Here is a 16,276-nt window from a genome sequence, read left to right as displayed (position 1 = left end):
TCAGGCTTCTCCAGTGGCGACGGGCAGGGTGGGGAAGGCGCCCCATTCGGACCAGGACCCGTCATAAATCGAATGATCGGTTTTGCCGATGCGTTCCAGCGCCAGGCACAGGACGGCAGCGGTCACGCCCGACCCGCAGCTAGCGATCACCGGCTTCTTCAGGTCGACGCCGGCGGCTTCGAAACTGGCGCGGATGTCATCGGTGGCTTTCATCGTGCCGTCATCGTTGAGCAGATCGGTGAAGGGCACGTTTTTCGATCCCGGGATATGGCCTCGGCGCAGCCCTTCGCGGGGTTCGTCCACCTCGCCCCGGAACCGTTCGGCGGAACGCGCGTCGACGATTTCGTAATCGCCCAGCTTCGAGGCAGAGGAGACCTGCGTCACGTCCTTGACCATGTGGTTCTGGCGCCGCACCGTCATGTGGCGGTCGCGTACGATGGGCGGCATGTCTTCGACCTCGCGCCCCTCGGCGATCCATTTCTTCAGCCCGCCATCCAGCACCGCGATATTGTCCTGTCCCATCAGCCGGAACAGCCACCAGACGCGGGCCGCGGAATAAAGCCCGGCGGTATCGTAGACCACCACCTGGTGGCCGTCGCCCACGCCCATGGCGCGCAGCCGGCTCATGAATTTTTCGACCGGCGGCACCATATGCGGCAGTTCCGAGCGGTGATCGCTGATATCGTCGATATCGAAGAAACGCGCATTCGGAATATGCGCCTTTTCATACTCCGCCCGGGTGTCGCGTGTTTCGCCCACGAACGGCATGGTGGCATCGATAATCCGCAGATCGGGATCCTTCAGATGCGCGGCCAGCCAGTCGGTCGAAACCAGTGTCTTGGGATCGTCAATCGCCATGAGGGCCCCCTTCGATAGCTCCTCGTTGTGCCTACATCGCAGGGCGCATGCTGGCAAGACCAGGGGCGCCGAGAAGCGCGCTTCGCGTCAATATTGTGGTCTGCTCAGGGACTGGTGCCCGCGCGGGCGATCCTAGCTGTTGTCGCGCAGCAACCGCTGCTTTTGCCGATTCCAATCGCGCTTGGCGTCGCTGGCGCGCTTGTCGTGCAGCTTCTTGCCCTTGGCGATACCGATCTTCAGCTTGGCCATGCCGCGGTGATTGAAATACAGAACCAGCGGCACCAGGGTCATCCCCTTGCGCTGCGTGGCGTTCCACATCTTGGCCAGTTCCTTCTTCGACACCAGCAGCTTGCGCTTGCGCCGTTCCTCGTGGCCCCAGGTCTTTGCCTGTTCATAGGGCGCGATATAGGAATTGATCAGCCACAACTCGCCGTCTTCGACCGATGCGTAGCTTTCGGCGATATTGGCGGAATTCACCCGCAGCGACTTGACCTCGGACCCCTGCAGGACGATGCCGCATTCGATATCTTCCTCGATCGCGTAATCGTAGCGCGCGCGCCGGTTCTCGGCGACGACCTTGTAATTGGGATCTGTCGGTTTCTTGGCCATGGCGGTTCTCTAGCGGGCCTTGGAGGGCCTGTCCATCGGAAGCCGGTATTTAAGGGCGATTGGTGGGGAAACCAAGGGGGAGGCGGGGCAAGATCGGGTTTTGCGGACATGCGGAGGTCGGGCCAAACCATGCCGGTTTCCAAGATGCGCCACAAAACGCGACTACTCAGGTTTTAGTAATTTGCTGTAATCGAACGTCATCCGTTTTTCGTCACGATAGCACGATATCACGAAGGGGCGCTCGGGCGAGCTGAAGATGACCGACCTCATCTCGGGCATGTCTATGACGACGAAACGATGCTCAGGAAATTCATAGGAAAACTGCTCAATCTTTTCCAAGCAATACCGGAATGGAACGCCCTCAAACGTTTCGGATTTCGCGGCCGTGCAGCCCATCGAAACGACGCCAAGAAAATAGACTATCAATCTCATTTGGCTGCCGTGCCTGCTTGTCTTCCCGTGGATTCCATTTTCGCCTTTAGTAGCAGTTCAGGCGGCGGAAATACAGCCTATGGGCGGCGAGTTTTGTCGGGTTGCGCGATATGAAGGCAGAATTGTCCGCACGGGTTGATCGAAAACGGAAACGTAATCTACCTTTCAAGTATAGATTTATAGATTGCGTGTCGGAGCGTTGACGATGGACAACAAGGCGACATCCTTTTCACCGGGCCATTATGACGAGCTCATTTTTGGCTGGTTCAATCAATGGAATGGCCGGTACGGCGCGCTGGACACCTTTCTGGGGCTATCCGAAGGCGTCTATGTAAAGGCGCTCCCGTTCATGCTCGTGATCTGGGCGCTTTGGTTCCTTCCGTCGGCGCAACACGACAGAACCGCGTCACGTGAACGCCTGACCGCCGTGTTGCTGGCGGCTCTTCCGATCATCGCGATCACCCGGGCGCTTGCCAATTTCCTGCCCTACAGCGTGCGCCCCCTGCATTCGAAAGGCTTGGCGGTCAATCTTAGGGAGGGGCAAAGTCCCGTCACCCTCGACGGTTGGAGCTCGATGCCGTCGGATCACGCATCGCTGTTCATCGGGCTGGCCGTCGGGATACTGTTCGTCGATCGGCGATTTGGCGCGTTGGCGCTGTTCTGGGCGGTCTTCGCCGTATCCCTGCCCCGCATCGTGGGCGGGTTCCACTGGCCAAGCGATATTCTCGTGGGGGCGTTAAGTGGCGGCGGCCTCGCCCTGGTGTTGGTGCCATTGCTCACGCGCTTCGTAAGATGGGCGCGCATCGTCCCTTTTTTCCAGGCGCGCGAGGCGCTCGGCTATCCGCTTTTGTTCCTGGCGACATTCGAAATCGCACAGATGTTTCACGCCACCCGCGCCGTGGTCCGGTTGATCATGGGATGATCTGTTCGGGGGCATCCGTTCCCGTCGGCCGAGGCGGGTAAGGAACCGTGTCAGCTGCCGCGATAGGTGCTCATCCCGAAGGGCGAAATCAGCAGCGGCACGTGGTAATGCGCCTCCGGGTCGGAAATCCCGAAGCGGATCGGCACGATGTCGAGGAAGCGCGGCTCCTCCGCCGGCACGCCCGCCGCGTCAAGGTAATCCCCCGCTTCGAACACCAGTTCGTAAATGCCCACGGAAAAATCGCTTTTTGGCAGGATCGGGCTGTCGGTGCGGCCATCCGCGTTGGTTGTCATCTGCGCCAGAAGCGACCGGGTTTCGCCCTCGATCCGGTACAGCGAAACTGCGAGATTCGCCGCCGGACAACCGCGGGCGGTATCCAGGACGTGGGTGGTCAGATATCCTTCGGCCATCGGAATGCTCCTTTATCAGGCGGGCGATTGACGTGTTGCCGGAAGGATAGGCGCATCCGGTTCCGAAACACACGCCTGAAAGTGTTTCAAAATAATTTTGAAAGAGGCAAGCGCCTCCGGTGGCGTAGAACAGGGAAGATCACGGAAAGTACAGAAATGAAGCGTTACCCACGTAATATGACCGGATACGGGGCCGACCGTCCCGATGCAAAATGGCCCGGCGGCGCCCGGATCGCCGTGCAGTTCGTGCTGAACTTTGAGGAAGGCGGCGAAAACTGCCTGCTGCATGGCGATGGCCAGTCCGAAGCCTTCCTGTCCGATATCGCCGGCGCCGCGCCCTGGCCGGGGCAGCGGCACTGGAACATGGAATCGATCTACGATTACGGCGCGCGGGCCGGGTTCTGGCGGCTGCACCGGCTGTTCACCGGCGCGGGTATCCCGGTGACGATCTATGGCGTGGCGACGGCGCTGGCGCGCAGCCCCGAACAGGTCGAGGCGATGCAGGCGGCGGGCTGGGAAATCGCCTCGCACGGGCTGAAATGGGTCGAACACAAGGACATGCCCGAGGCGGAAGAGCGCGCCGCCATCGCCGAGGCGGTCCGCCTGCATACCGAGGTGACGGGCGAACGCCCACGCGGCTGGTACACCGGGCGCTGTTCGGTCAACACCGTGCGCCTGGTCGTCGAGGCGGGCGGCTTCGATTACATCAGCGACACCTATGACGACGACCTGCCGCACTGGATGGAATTCGGCGACCGCGATCAGCTGATCATCCCCTACACGCTGGAAGCCAACGACATGCGGTTCGCCACCGCGCCGGGCTACATCACCGGCGAACAGTTCTTCACCTATCTGAAGGACAGTTTCGACACGCTTTATGCCGAAGGGCAGGCGGGGAAACCGGCGATGATGAGCATCGGTCTGCATTGCCGGCTGATCGGACGCCCCGGCAAGCTGGCCGGGTTGAAACGCTTCCTCGACTATATCCAGGGCTTCGACGGCGTCTGGACCCCGCGCCGGATCGACATCGCCGAACACTGGGCGACGACCCACCCGCATCAGCGCTTCGAGCGGCCCAGCCAGATGGACAAGGACCGCTTCGTCGCCCTTTATGGCGGCGTGTTCGAACATTCGCCGTGGATCGCTGAACGCGCCCATGGGCTGGAACTGGGCCCGGCCCATGACAGTGCCGCCGGGCTGCATAACGCGCTTTGCCGCATGTTCCGCTCGGCCTCCCATGATGAACGTCTGGGCGTGCTGACGGCGCATCCAGACCTAGCGGGCAAGCTCGCGGCCGCCAAGCGGCTCACCGCCGAAAGCACCTCAGAACAGGCCAGCGCTGGGCTCGACGCGCTGACCGATGCGGAGCGCGCACGGTTTACCGAATTGAACACCGCCTATGTTGCGAAACACGGTTTCCCCTTCATCATCGCGGTGCGCGATCACGACAAACCGGGCATCTTGGCGGCGTTCGAGCGGCGGCTGGACAACCCGACCGAGGTCGAATTCGCGCAGGCCTGCAAGCAGGTCGAACGCATCGCACGGCTCAGACTGGAGGACATGTTGTGACTTACGCCTTTCCCCCCGGCGGATTGCCGGACCAAAGCGGCAATCCCGAAGGCCGGGCGATCTTCACCGACGCCTATGCCTTCATCCCCGCCCTCACCATGCGCGACATCGTGGCCAGCTTGCTGCCCGGCTGGCAGGGCACCCGCGCCTGGATCATCGCCCGGCCGCTCAGCGGTTTCGCCGAAACCTTCGCGCAATACGCGGTCGAACTGGCCCCCGGCGGCGGCAGCGATGCGCCCGATCCCGATCCGCAGGCGCAGGCCGGGATATTCGTCGCGCGCGGGCGCCTGCGCCTCACGCTGGACGGCGCCGATCACGGCCTGGTCGCGGGCAGCTACGCCTATATCCCCGCCGGTGCCAAATGGGCGCTGTGGAACGCGGGTGATGACGTGGCGCAGTTCCACTGGATCCGCAAACGCTACGAGGACGTGCCGGGCCTCAATCGCCCCGGTCCGATCCTGACCTCGGACCATGACGTCGCGCCAACCCCGATGCCCAATACCGACAAATGGGCCACCACCCGGTTTGCCGATCCGGATGACCTGCGCCACGACATGCATGTCAACATCGTCACCTTCCAACCCGGCGGCCGCATTCCGTTTGCCGAAACCCACGTGATGGAACACGGGCTTTACGTGCTGCAAGGCACCGCGCGCTACCTGCTCAACAAGGATTGGGTCGAGGTCGGCCCCGGCGATTTCATGTGGCTGCGCGCCTTCTGCCCGCAGGCCTGCATCGCCACCGGCAACGAACCCTTCCGTTACCTGCTCTACAAGGACGTCAACCGACACCCGAAGCTCGCCCTCTGAGCTTCTTCTTTTCACAAATATCCCCGGGGGTGCGGGGGCAGGTAGCCCCCGCCGGTCCGACAGGAACCACAGATGACCAACGTGATCAAAACCGAACCGCTGACCGCCGCCGCCTTCGCCCCCTTCGGCGATGTGCTGGAGGCCGAGGGCGCACCGGACAAGATCATCAACCAGGGCTTCTGCGGGCGCTTTCACGACCGGGCGCAGCTGGATTTCGGCCCCGGCGGACGGGCCGGCATTTCGATCTTCAAGGCCGAACAGCGCAGCCTGCCATACACGCTCGACCTGGTCGAACGACACCCCGAGGGCAGCCAGGCCTTCATCCCGATGTCGCAGCATGAATGGCTGGTTGTCGTGGCCGAAGACGACCGGGGCGCGCCCGCCCGTATCCGCGCTTTCATCGCCGCACCGGGGCAGGCCATCAACTTTCACCGGGGCACCTGGCACGGGGTGCTGACCCCGCTGCATGCGCCCGGGCTGTTCGCCGTTGTCGATCGCATCGGCGACACCAAGAATTTGCAGGAGTACCAGTTCCGATCACCGTATCAAATCAAACGCTGAGCCCCCGGGAAGAGGGGCCGCATCCAACAGGAGAACGAGGGATGACAGACACGACACTAGGCACGCCGGTCCAGATGACGGACCCGAATTACACACCGCCCCTTGCCAAGGCGGTGCCGCTGGGGATTCAGCATGTGCTGGCGATGTTCGCCAGCAATGTCACCCCGGCGATCATCGTCGCGGGGGCGGCCGGGTTCGGATTCGGATCGAACAGCCCGGATTTCCCCAACATGATCTACATGATCCAGATGTCGATGCTGTTCGCCGGCATCGCGACGCTGTTCCAGACCATCGGCATCGGCCCGGTGGGTGCGCGGTTGCCGATCGTGCAGGGCACCAGCTTTGCCTTTCTGCCGGTGATGATCCCGGCGGTGGCCGGGCAGGGTACCGCCGGTCTGGCCGGGCTGATGACGGGGGTCGTCATCGGCGGTGTCTTCCATTTTCTGCTCGGCACGGTGATCGGCAAGCTCCGCTTCGCGCTGCCGCCGCTGGTGACCGGTCTGATCGTGCTGATGATCGGGTTGTCGCTGGTCAAGGTGGGCATCCAGTATGCCGCCGGTGGCGTGCCGCTGATCGGCAAGCCGGAATTCGGATCGCTGGCGATGTGGACGCCGGCGCTGGTGGTGATCCTGGTCACGCTGGGCTTCAAATTCTTCACCAAGGGGCTGAGTTCGGTCGCGGCGGTTCTGATCGGGCTGATCGCCGGCTATGTCGTGGCGTTGCTGATGGGGCAGGTGAATTTCGGCAATGTCGGCCGTGCCGCCATGTTCGCCCCGCCGATGCCGTTCAAATGGGGTGTTGAATTCAACAGCGCCATCATCATCGGCATGTGCTTCATGGCGGTGATCTCGGCGATCGAAACCGTGGGCGATGTCAGCGGCATCTGCAAGGGCGGCGCCGACCGCGAAGCCACCGATACCGAAATTTCCGGCGCGACCTTTGCCGACGGTCTGGGCACCGCGATCGCCGGGATTTTCGGCGGCCTACCCAACACCTCGTTCAGCCAGAATGTCGGCCTGATTTCGATCACTGGCGTGATGAGCCGCCACGTCGTCACCATCGGCGCGCTGTTCCTGATCGTCTGTGGGCTGATCCCGAAATTCGGCGCCATCGTGTCGACGGTTCCGATCAATGTTCTGGGCGGCGGCGTGATCGTCATGTTCGGCATGGTGACTGCGGCGGGCGTGAACATGCTGTCTGAGGTCAACTGGAACCGCCGCAACATGGTGATCTTCGCGGTGTCGCTGTCGCTTGGTCTGGGGCTGCAACTGGTTCCGGATGCGTTGCAGCATTTGCCCCGCACGAAGCAGATATTGCTGACCAGCGGGCTGCTGCCCGCGGCGGGGCTGTCGATCGTCCTGAACCTGGTCCTGCCCGAGGATCTGGACTGATCGCATCCTGACCGACATCGAAACCCCCGCCTATCCGGCGGGGGTTTTTCACTCGCGCGCCTTCGTGGCGGATATGCGTGCAAGCCCCGTTGCGGCGCCCGTGGAACGCCGGTCGGAATCGAGGTCAGGAAGAGGGCAAGCCGGTACCGGTCCGTCGGGTGCCCGGCCAAGTGGGCAAGAAAGGGCGACCCAGTACGAAACCCCATCTTGTGCCGTAACTCATTGAATAAATTTCAAAATCAACGATTTTGAGCCGCTGTCTCGGATTCAGGTTGAAAAATATATTCATAATACCTTATATGTTACGCATTGAAGGAGACTGCATGACCTGCAATGTCGGAAACCTGGACCGTCTGATCCGCCTCGTCCTGGGCGTCGGGTTGTTCCTGTCGCCCTACCTGACCGATTTCGCGGTTTGGGACATCGGCGCGACCCGGATTGCGGTCATGGTGGTGGGGGCCTTGCTGGCGTTCAGTTCCGTACTCAGGTTCTGCCCACTTTACCGTCTGCTTGGCATCAATACATGCCGCGTGTGACCCCGTGAAAGGATTCCAGATCATGGACCCCAAGAAGATTTCAGACGAACTTTCCGTCGCCCCCCAGATCCAGCCCGATGATGTGGCCAAGCTTGCCGCGCAGGGTTTCCGCTCCATTATCTGCAATCGCCCCGACGGCGAGGCGGCGGACCAGCCGACCTTCGAGGAGATCGAAGCGGCGGCGGAAAAGGCCGGGCTGCAGATTCGTTACCTGCCGATCGTTGCGGGCAAGGTGCGCGACGAGGATGCCGACGATTTCGGCAAGGCTCTGATCGAACTTCCGGGGCCGACGCTGGCCTATTGCCGCACCGGCACTCGCTCGACCACGCTGTGGTCGCTGTCGGTGGCCAAGGACAAATCGGCCTCCGAAATCCTCGCCGCGACCAAGGCGGCGGGATACGACATGGCCGGCGTCGTGCGCCGCATCGTCAATGGCGGCAAGACACCGACCGATACCGGCGACGCCAAGTTCGACGTGGTGATCGTCGGTGGCGGTGCCGCCGGGATCGCGGTGGCGTCGAGCATCCACGCCCGCAAGCCGGATCTGGACATCGCCATCCTCGATCCTGCCGACATTCATTATTACCAGCCCGGTTGGACCATGGTCGGCGCCGGCATCTTCGATGCGCAGACCACGGCCAAGACCATGGGCAGCCTGATCCCCAAGGGCGTGCACTGGATCAAGTCCGCTGTCGCGGCTTTCGAACCCAAGGATAACGCCGTCATCCTCGATGGCTGCCGGGTGGTGAAATACGACCGCCTTGTGGTGTGCCCGGGTCTGAAGCTCGACTGGCACAAGGTTGACGGTCTGGTCGATACGCTGGGCAAGAACGGCGTGACATCGAATTACCGCTACGACCTGGCGCCCTATACCTGGGACCTGGTCAAGGGACTGAAATCGGGCCGGGCGCTGTTCACCCAGCCGCCGATGCCGATCAAATGCGCCGGCGCGCCGCAGAAGGCGATGTACCTGTCCAGCGACCACTGGCTGCGCACCGGTGTGCTGAAAGACATCGAGGTGAACTTCATGAATGCCGGCGGTGTGCTGTTCGGCGTGAAGGACTACGTCCCGGCGCTGGAAAAATACATCGAGCGTTACAATGCCAACCTGAACTTCTTCCACAACCTCGTGGCGGTGGACGGCGCGGCCAAGAAGGCCTGGTTCGACGTCGCCAAGCCCGACACGCCGGTCGAGCGCGTCGAGGTCGAGTTCGACATGATGCATGTCTGCCCGCCGCAGACCGCGCCGGATTTCATCCGGGTGTCGCCGCTGGCCGATGCCGCCGGCTGGGTCGACGTGGATCAGGCGACGCTGCGCCACAAGGAATATGACAATATCTGGTCGCTTGGCGACGTGATGAACGCGCCGAACGCCAAAACCGCCGCCGCGGCGCGGATGCAGGCGCCGGTTGTGGCCGAAAACCTTGTCGATGACGTCAACGGCAAATCGCCGACCGCGATCTACAACGGTTACGGGTCCTGCCCGCTGACGGTGGAGAAGGGCAAGATCGTCCTGGCCGAGTTCGGCTATGGCGGCACGCTGCTGCCGTCCTTCCCGAAATTCGTTCTGGATGGGACCAAGCCGACCCGCGCGGCGTGGATCCTGAAGGAACAGATCCTGCCGCCGGTCTACTGGAAGGCCATGCTGCGCGGCAAGGAATGGATGATCAAACCGGAAAAGGTATCGGCCAGCTGACCGGCCTCACCATGACGTAAGCGCTGGCGGGAACTTCCCGCCAGTTCCTCTTTTGCCCCAAGGATACCCTCATGCGATTGCCTTCTCTCTCTCGCGCTTCGCTGGAACGGCACCTGCCGATCCTGGAATGGTCGAAAACCTATGACAAGGACACCCTGACCAGCGACCTGGTCGCGGCCGTCATCGTGACGATCATGCTGATCCCGCAATCTCTGGCCTATGCGTTGCTGGCCGGGCTGCCGGCGGAGATGGGGCTTTACGCCTCGATCCTGCCGCTGGTCGCCTATGCGATTTTCGGCACCTCCCGCGCGTTGGCGGTCGGGCCGGTGGCGGTGGTGTCGCTGATGACGGCGGCAGCGGTCGGCAACCTCGCGCTGCAGGGCACGGCGGAATATGCCGCCGCGGCGATCACGCTGGCCTTCATTTCCGGCATGATCCTTTTGGTGCTGGGGATCTTCCGGCTCGGCTTCCTCGCCAATTTCCTGTCCCACCCGGTGATCGCAGGGTTCATCACCGCGTCCGGCGTGTTGATCGCGACGTCGCAGCTGAAGCACATCTTCGGCATCGACGCGCATGGGCACAACCTGATCGAACTGGTGACGTCGCTGTTCGAAAATCAGCACCTGACCAACCCGATCACCCTGTTCATCGGCCTGACGACGACCGGGTTCCTGTTCTGGGTGCGCAAGGGGCTGAAACCGCTGCTGCTGGGCCTTGGGCTGAAACCGCGCCTGGCCGACATCCTGGCCAAGGCCGGCCCCGTCGGCGCGGTTGTGGTGACAACGCTGGTGACGTGGGTTTTCGGCCTGGCCGACAAGGGCGTGAAGATCGTCGGCGACGTCCCGATGGGCCTGCCGCCGCTGACCATGCCGTCCTTCAACGGAGAAATCTGGTCGTCGCTGTTCGTGTCGGCGCTGCTGATTTCGATCATCGGTTTCGTTGAATCGGTGTCGGTCGCGCAGACCTTGGCCGCCAAGAAACGCCAGCGTATCACCCCGGATCAGGAACTTGTGGGCCTTGGCGCGTCGAACATCGCTTCGGCGATTTCCGGCGGCTATCCGGTGACCGGCGGCTTCGCCCGCTCGGTGGTGAATTTCGACGCCGGCGCGGAAACGCCCGCCGCGGGCGCCTTCACCGCCGTTGGCATCCTGTTCGCCGCGCTGCTGCTGACGCCGCTCTTGTTCTTCCTGCCCAAGGCGACGCTGGCCGCGACCATCATCGTGGCCGTGCTGAGCCTGGTCGATTTCTCGATCCTCAGCCGGACCTGGAAATACTCAAAGGTCGATTTCGCCGCCGTCGCCGCGACCATCTTCCTGACCCTGGGCTTCGGGGTGGAAATCGGCGTGTCGACCGGCGTGGCGCTGTCGGTGCTGTTGTTCCTGTACAAGACCTCGCGCCCGCATGTGGCCGAGGTGGGGCTGGTCCCCGGTACCCAGCATTTCCGCAACATCCTGCGTCACGATGTGCAGACCCATCCCAGCGTCCTGACCCTGCGGGTCGACGAAAGCCTCTACTTCGCCAATGCGCGCTTCCTCGAGGATTACGTCTATGACCGCATTGCCGGGGATCAGCCGGTCAAACATGTGGTGCTGCAATGTTCCGCGGTGAACGAAATCGACATGTCGGCGCTGGAAAGCCTCGAGGCGATCAATCACCGCCTGCACGATGCCGGCATCAGCCTGCATCTGTCCGAGGTCAAGGGCCCGGTGATGGACCGCCTGCAGCGCAGCCATTTCCTCGAGGAAATGACCGGCGAGGTGTTCCTGTCGCAATATGATGCGCTGGTGGCGCTGACCCGTCCCGATCTGGCGGACGACATCGAACACGAAGAAAAACGCGCCGCGGAATAACGTCGCCAATCAGCAAACGAAAAAACGCCCGGTATTGTGCCGGGCGTTTTTGCATTTGATATTCAGGGACTGTCAGATCAGTCCGGCATGCGCCATGGCTGCGTCGATCTTTGCCTTGGTGCTGTCCTGCAGACCGGTCAACGGCAGGCGGACCTCTTCGCTGCACAGGTCCAGCTTGGCCATCGCGTATTTCGCGCCGACCAGCCCCGGTTCGATGAAGATCGCTTCGTGCAGCGGCATGAGCCGGTCCTGGTAGTCCAGCGCCTTGGCGTAATCGCCCGCCAGCGTCGCCGCCTGGAATTCGGCGCACAGCCGCGGCGCCACGTTGGCGGTGACGGAAATGCAGCCGACCCCGCCATGCGCGTTGAAACCAAGCGCGGTGGCGTCTTCGCCCGACAACTGGCAGAAATCGGCGCCGCAGGTGGCGCGCTGCTGGCTGACCCGGGCAAGATCGCCAGTGGCGTCCTTGACGCCGACGATCCGGGGCAGCTGCGCCAGCTCACCCATGGTTTCCGGGATCATGTCGACGACCGACCGGCCCGGGATGTTGTAGATGATGATCGGCAGATCGCAGCAATCGTGCAGCGCGGTGAAATGCGCGATCAGCCCGCGTTGGGTCGGCTTGTTGTAATAGGGCGTGACCACCAAGGCGGCATCGGCGCCGACCTTTTCGGCGTGCTGGATCAGCCGGATGCCTTCCAGGGTGTTGTTGCTGCCCGCGCCCGCGATCACCGGCACCCGGCCCGCTACCGCTTTGACCACTTCCTCGACCACGGTTTCATGTTCGCGGTGGGTCAGGGTCGGGCTTTCGCCGGTGGTGCCGACCGGCACGAAACCGTCGCTGCCTTCGCCGATATGCCATTCGATCAGTTTCTTGAGCGTCTCCAGATCCAGCTCGCCGTTCTTGAACGGCGTGACCAAAGCAGGAAAAGATCCCTTGAACATGACACGCTCCTTCTGTCGTATGGCCGATTGCGGCCCGGTGAGTTCGATCTGCTGACTGCGCCCGGCGGGCAATATTTCGCCTTCGTGATTTGCCCCGGAAGGCGCGCAGAATTAAGCTCGCGTTGTCTATCCCTTGTTCCTTTGTAAAAGCAAGCCATGTTGCGTCTTATTCCCCCCTTCCTGATCATTTGTGCGACGATTCTGCCGGTGCAGGCACAGCAAACTCCGGGGCCTCAGCCCCTTGCCAGTGCCCTTGATGCGGCGCAGGGCCGCGATTGGGACCGCGCGGCGCAGTTGGCGGCGCGTGCGGGAGGGCAGGTATCCGCCGATATCGTCGAATGGATTCGGTTGCGGGCGGGGCAGGGAACAGCCGAGGAGGTGACGGGATTCCTGAACCGCAGGGCCGACTGGCCCGGGCTGAAACTGCTGCGCAAACGCAGTGAAGAAGTGATGGCGCAGGCCAAGCCTGCAGAGGTGATCGCGTTCTTCGACGGCGCGGCGCCGCAGACCGGCACCGGATTGCTGGCCTATGCCAAGGCGCTGAGCGATGCCGGTCGGCAGGGCGAAGCCGAGGCCGGGGTGGTTCTGGGATGGCGGACCCTGTCGCTGACCAAGGAAGAACATGCCGCGCTGCTGGCGGCTTATCCGAAGCTTCTGGCGCCGCATCACGAAGCGCGTCTGGACATGGTGCTGTGGCGCGACTGGAGCAGCAACGTGGCCGACATGCTGCCGCTGGTGCCGGACGGTTGGCGCAAGCTGGCGACGGCGCGGCTGGGGCTGCGGGCGCAGCGCAAGAATGTCGATGCGCTGATTGCCGCCATCCCAGAAGAATTGGCCGGTGATCCGGGCCTTGCCTATGAACGGTTCCGCTGGCGGATGAAGAAAGGGCGCACCGACGAAGCGATCGAATTGCTGCTGGAAAGCAGCACGTCAGCAGCCAAGCTGGGCGCCCCGGATCAATGGGCCGGGTGGCGGCGCAGCCTGGCGCGCGAAAAAATGCGGGCGGGGAAGATGCAAACCGCCTATGCTCTCGCCTCGGCCCATGGCTTGGTCGAGGGGTCGGATTACGCCGATCTTGAATGGCTGTCGGGCTTCATCGCGTTGCGGTTCCTCAACGATCCCGATCTGGCTCGCGATCATTTCCAGCGCTTCCGCGCGGCGGTGGACACGCCGATTTCGCTGGGCCGGGCCGGATACTGGTTGGGCCGCGCGCAGGAAGCGGCGAGCGATGCCGAAGCGGCGCAGGCGGCCTATGCCGAAGGGGCGAAGTACCAGAGCAGTTTCTATGGCCTTCTGGCGGCGGAAAAGGCCGGGATCGGTTTCGATGCGACGCTGGCCGGGGGCGATGCGTTTCCCGATTGGCGGCAGGCCGGTTTCGCCAACTCTTCGGTGTTCGAGGCGGCGATGCTGTTGCTGCGCGCGGGCGAGGTGAACCTGTCGGTGCGCTTCCTGCGGCACTTGGCCGAAACCCTGTCGCCGACCGAACTGGGCCAACTGGGCGACCTGCTGGACGAGATGCAGCAGCCGCACCTGGCGGTGATGGTCGGCAAGCAGGCGGCGCGGCGCGGTCTGGTGATTGCTCAGCCGTACTATGCGCTGCACCCGATGCGGGACATGACATTGCCCGTGCCGATGGAACTGTCGCTGGCCATCGCCCGGCGCGAAAGCGAATTCAATTTCCGGGTCGTCAGCGGCGCGGGTGCGCAGGGCCTGATGCAGCTGATGCCGGCCACCGCCAAGCTGGTGGCGCGCGATCTGGGGCTGGATCACGATCCGGACAAGGTGCTGAGCGACTGGCGCTACAATGCCAGGCTCGGCAGTGCCTATCTGGCGTCGCTGGGGCAGCGCTTCGACGGCAATATCCTGATGGTTGCCGCTGGCTACAATGCCGGGCCCGGGCGGCCGGAACGCTGGATGGACCTTTACGGCGATCCGCGCGCCGGGGCGGTGGACGTGATCGACTGGATCGAATTCATCCCGTTCCGCGAAACCCGAAACTACGTGATGCGGGTGGCGGAATCGTTGCCGGTCTATCGCGCCCGGCTGGGCCGCGATCCGCTGCCGCAGCCATTCAGCAAGGAACTGACCGGGTCAAGCGTTCTGCCGCTCTCGCCATAGGGTGAACAGCCCCGCCGCCACGATGATGCCCGCGCCGATGGCGACGTTTAGGCGGATGGTTTCGCCGAATACCGCGATGCCGATCGCCGAGGCGAAGACCAGCTGCAGATAGGCGAAGGGCTGGACCGAGCTGGCCTCGGCCACCTCGTAGCATTTGATCAGCAGGAAATGCCCCAATGCACCGGTGATGCAGAGCGAGGCCATCCAGCCCCAGTCGGGCGCCGACATCGGTTCCCAGAACCACATGCCGATCAGGGTCATCGCTACCGATCCCACCGTGCCGGTCCAGAAGAACGAGGTTGCGGCGCTGTCTTTGCGGGCGACATAGCGGGTCAACAATCCGTACAGCGCGAACATCAGCGCCGACAGCACCGGCAGGACCGCCAGCGGTTTGAACACGCCGACGCCCGGTTGCAGGATGATCAGCATGCCGATGAAGCCGACCGCGATCGCGCTCCAGCGTTTCCAGCCGACGGTTTCGCCCAGTACCGGCCCGGACAGGGCGGCGATCAGCAGCGGGTAACCGGCGAAGATTGCGTGGCTTTCCACCAGCCCCAGCCGGGTGAAGGCAAAGACCAGAACGCAAATCTCGGCGATCAGCAGAACAGCACGGAAGCTTTGCAGCAGCGGCTGGGTGGTGCGAGCGGCGGCGCGCACGCCACCGGCCTTGCGGCCCGCGATTGCGATCACGAAGGCGGCGAAGAACCAGTAGCGGATCATCGTCACCATGAACACGTTGTATTCCCCGGCCAGGTGGCGGGAAATGCCGTCCTGCACGGCGAAAACGAAGGTGGTGGCCACCATCAGCAGGATGCCGAGCCGGGTATTGGTCGAACTCATGCCGGGGCCTTTCGCGCAACGGTCATGTGCCGTTTGCGGCCGAAGCCGGGGCGGCGGTCGACCTCGAACCCGGCGTCCTGCAGCCCGCGGCGGACGAAACCCGCCGCCGTGTAGGTCGCTGCCGTGCCGCCGGGCGCGGTGTGGCGGCAGACCTCCGCCATCAGCTTGGCCCCCCAAAGCTCGGGGTTCTTGGCGGGGGAAAACCCGTCGAGGAACCAGGCGTCGGCGCTTCCTTCCCATTGCGGAAGGGTCTCGCGCGCGTCGCCGCGGATCATCTCGAACCGCAGGTCGGGCAGGTCGATCCGGTGCAGATCATCGGACCAGTGCGGCGCCAGGTCGGCGGCGACCCCGGCGATTTCGGGAAACGCCTTCTGCGCGCGGATCATTTCCGCCGGGGACATCGGGAACGCCTCGAACGTGGTGAAGTGCAGCACGCCCTGCTGCCCGGTTTCACGCCACAGCCTCAAGGCCGCCAGCAGGTTCAGCCCGGTGCCGAAGCCCAGTTCGGCGATGTGGAAGCCGGGCCTGAACCGCGCGGGCAGGTCGTTGCCTCCCAGGAACACGTAAGAGGTTTCCGCCAACCCGTTGTCGAGCGAGAAATAGGGATCGTCGAAACGGGTCGATACCGGCACCGTTTCATCGCGCCATTCCAGTTCGGCACGCTGGTCTTGCATCGTCTGATCCCTTAAGGGTTGCGGTTGAGAATGGCGCGACAATGAAAGGGAATGCG

Annotated in this window: 15 protein-coding genes; 9 read left to right on the top strand and 6 right to left on the bottom strand. The window is 63.2% G+C overall.

What is annotated here, in order from left to right; genetic code table 11:
- Together sseA and smpB are read right to left on the bottom strand one after the other, a co-directional pair.
- Window positions 1-858: a 3-mercaptopyruvate sulfurtransferase gene (sseA, locus tag IT775_RS03455; protein ID WP_212699684.1), complete on the bottom strand. Its 858-nt coding sequence runs from the start codon at window positions 856-858 to the stop codon at window positions 1-3.
- Window positions 859-990: 132 nt separating this feature from the next.
- Window positions 991-1,467 (bottom strand): SsrA-binding protein SmpB, encoded by a 477-nt coding sequence (gene smpB, locus IT775_RS03450; RefSeq protein ID WP_212699683.1) that lies wholly within the window; start codon window positions 1,465-1,467, stop codon window positions 991-993.
- Window positions 1,468-2,104: 637 nt separating this feature from the next.
- Here smpB and IT775_RS03445 point away from each other — a divergent pair.
- Complete coding sequence (locus IT775_RS03445) at window positions 2,105-2,821, top strand: phosphatase PAP2 family protein (protein ID WP_212699682.1); 717 nt, start codon at window positions 2,105-2,107, stop codon at window positions 2,819-2,821.
- Window positions 2,822-2,871: 50 nt separating this feature from the next.
- Here the strand turns inward: IT775_RS03445 and uraH are convergent, their stop codons facing one another.
- Window positions 2,872-3,231: a hydroxyisourate hydrolase gene (uraH, locus tag IT775_RS03440; RefSeq protein ID WP_212699681.1), complete on the bottom strand. Its 360-nt coding sequence runs from the start codon at window positions 3,229-3,231 to the stop codon at window positions 2,872-2,874.
- Between the two features lie 156 nt (window positions 3,232-3,387).
- Here uraH and puuE point away from each other — a divergent pair, with 156 nt between their 5' ends.
- The 7 genes from puuE to IT775_RS03405 all read left to right on the top strand — a co-directional run bounded on the left by puuE (window position 3,388) and on the right by IT775_RS03405 (window position 11,643).
- The gene (gene puuE / locus IT775_RS03435; RefSeq protein ID WP_212699680.1) at window positions 3,388-4,800 is read left to right on the top strand and encodes an allantoinase PuuE; all 1,413 of its coding nucleotides are present in this window, start codon (window positions 3,388-3,390) and stop codon (window positions 4,798-4,800) included.
- Window positions 4,797-5,609 (top strand): bifunctional allantoicase/(S)-ureidoglycine aminohydrolase, encoded by an 813-nt coding sequence (locus IT775_RS03430; protein WP_212699679.1) that lies wholly within the window; start codon window positions 4,797-4,799, stop codon window positions 5,607-5,609. Before puuE ends, IT775_RS03430 begins: the two co-directional genes overlap by 4 nt.
- A 72-nt stretch (window positions 5,610-5,681) precedes the next feature.
- The gene (locus IT775_RS03425; RefSeq protein WP_212699678.1) at window positions 5,682-6,170 is read left to right on the top strand and encodes an ureidoglycolate lyase; all 489 of its coding nucleotides are present in this window, start codon (window positions 5,682-5,684) and stop codon (window positions 6,168-6,170) included.
- 41 nt (window positions 6,171-6,211) lie between these two features.
- A complete protein-coding gene (locus IT775_RS03420) occupies window positions 6,212-7,561 on the top strand; it encodes a uracil-xanthine permease family protein (protein ID WP_212699677.1) in 1,350 nt (449 codons plus the stop codon).
- Between the two features lie 323 nt (window positions 7,562-7,884).
- Entirely contained in the window at window positions 7,885-8,097 is a 213-nt protein-coding gene (locus IT775_RS03415) for a YgaP family membrane protein (RefSeq protein ID WP_212699676.1), read from the top strand.
- A gap of 22 nt (window positions 8,098-8,119) precedes the next feature.
- On the top strand, window positions 8,120-9,793 hold the full coding sequence (locus IT775_RS03410; protein WP_212699675.1) for a bifunctional protein tyrosine phosphatase family protein/NAD(P)/FAD-dependent oxidoreductase: 1,674 nt from the start codon (window positions 8,120-8,122) through the stop codon (window positions 9,791-9,793).
- A gap of 71 nt (window positions 9,794-9,864) precedes the next feature.
- Window positions 9,865-11,643: a SulP family inorganic anion transporter gene (locus IT775_RS03405; protein ID WP_212699674.1), complete on the top strand. Its 1,779-nt coding sequence runs from the start codon at window positions 9,865-9,867 to the stop codon at window positions 11,641-11,643.
- Window positions 11,644-11,715: 72 nt separating this feature from the next.
- On the opposite strand, the gene dapA is transcribed toward IT775_RS03405, so the two are convergent.
- Window positions 11,716-12,588, bottom strand: coding sequence for a 4-hydroxy-tetrahydrodipicolinate synthase (gene dapA, locus IT775_RS03400; RefSeq protein WP_212699673.1), 873 nt, complete (start codon window positions 12,586-12,588; stop codon window positions 11,716-11,718).
- A 156-nt stretch (window positions 12,589-12,744) separates the two neighbouring features.
- Here dapA and IT775_RS03395 point away from each other — a divergent pair, with 156 nt between their 5' ends.
- Window positions 12,745-14,706: a lytic transglycosylase domain-containing protein gene (locus IT775_RS03395; RefSeq protein WP_212699672.1), complete on the top strand. Its 1,962-nt coding sequence runs from the start codon at window positions 12,745-12,747 to the stop codon at window positions 14,704-14,706.
- On the opposite strand, the gene IT775_RS03390 is transcribed toward IT775_RS03395, so the two are convergent.
- Complete coding sequence (locus IT775_RS03390) at window positions 14,680-15,546, bottom strand: DMT family transporter (RefSeq protein WP_212699671.1); 867 nt, start codon at window positions 15,544-15,546, stop codon at window positions 14,680-14,682. The genes IT775_RS03395 and IT775_RS03390 overlap by 27 nt on opposite strands.
- Complete coding sequence (mnmC2, locus tag IT775_RS03385; protein WP_212699670.1) at window positions 15,543-16,220, bottom strand: tRNA (5-methylaminomethyl-2-thiouridine)(34)-methyltransferase MnmC2; 678 nt, start codon at window positions 16,218-16,220, stop codon at window positions 15,543-15,545. The genes IT775_RS03390 and mnmC2 overlap by 4 nt, the downstream gene beginning before the upstream one ends.
- Between the last annotated feature and the right edge of the window lie 56 nt (window positions 16,221-16,276).

Source organism: Thalassovita aquimarina, assembly GCF_018219815.1.
GTDB classification, from domain to species: domain Bacteria; phylum Pseudomonadota; class Alphaproteobacteria; order Rhodobacterales; family Rhodobacteraceae; genus Thalassobius; species Thalassobius aquimarinus.
The sequence above is the reverse complement of the archived record's forward strand: the minus strand, read 5'-3'. Positions and strand labels throughout refer to the sequence as shown.

Bases quoted from the DNA above. Each gene is read 5' to 3' on its own strand.
- mnmC2 (WP_212699670.1), bottom strand. From the start codon at position 16,220: ATGCAAGACCAGCGTGCCGAACTGGAATGGCGCGATGAAACGGTGCCG.
- IT775_RS03445 (WP_212699682.1), top strand. From the start codon at position 2,105: ATGGACAACAAGGCGACATCCTTTTCACCGGGCCATTATGACGAGCTC.
- IT775_RS03395 (WP_212699672.1), top strand. From the start codon at position 12,745: ATGTTGCGTCTTATTCCCCCCTTCCTGATCATTTGTGCGACGATTCTG.
- IT775_RS03405 (WP_212699674.1), top strand. From the start codon at position 9,865: ATGCGATTGCCTTCTCTCTCTCGCGCTTCGCTGGAACGGCACCTGCCG.
- IT775_RS03425 (WP_212699678.1), top strand. From the start codon at position 5,682: ATGACCAACGTGATCAAAACCGAACCGCTGACCGCCGCCGCCTTCGCC.
- uraH (WP_212699681.1), bottom strand. From the start codon at position 3,231: ATGGCCGAAGGATATCTGACCACCCACGTCCTGGATACCGCCCGCGGT.
- dapA (WP_212699673.1), bottom strand. From the start codon at position 12,588: ATGTTCAAGGGATCTTTTCCTGCTTTGGTCACGCCGTTCAAGAACGGC.
- sseA (WP_212699684.1), bottom strand. From the start codon at position 858: ATGGCGATTGACGATCCCAAGACACTGGTTTCGACCGACTGGCTGGCC.
- IT775_RS03420 (WP_212699677.1), top strand. From the start codon at position 6,212: ATGACAGACACGACACTAGGCACGCCGGTCCAGATGACGGACCCGAAT.
- puuE (WP_212699680.1), top strand. From the start codon at position 3,388: ATGAAGCGTTACCCACGTAATATGACCGGATACGGGGCCGACCGTCCC.
- smpB (WP_212699683.1), bottom strand. From the start codon at position 1,467: ATGGCCAAGAAACCGACAGATCCCAATTACAAGGTCGTCGCCGAGAAC.
- IT775_RS03410 (WP_212699675.1), top strand. From the start codon at position 8,120: ATGGACCCCAAGAAGATTTCAGACGAACTTTCCGTCGCCCCCCAGATC.
- IT775_RS03415 (WP_212699676.1), top strand. From the start codon at position 7,885: ATGACCTGCAATGTCGGAAACCTGGACCGTCTGATCCGCCTCGTCCTG.
- IT775_RS03390 (WP_212699671.1), bottom strand. From the start codon at position 15,546: ATGAGTTCGACCAATACCCGGCTCGGCATCCTGCTGATGGTGGCCACC.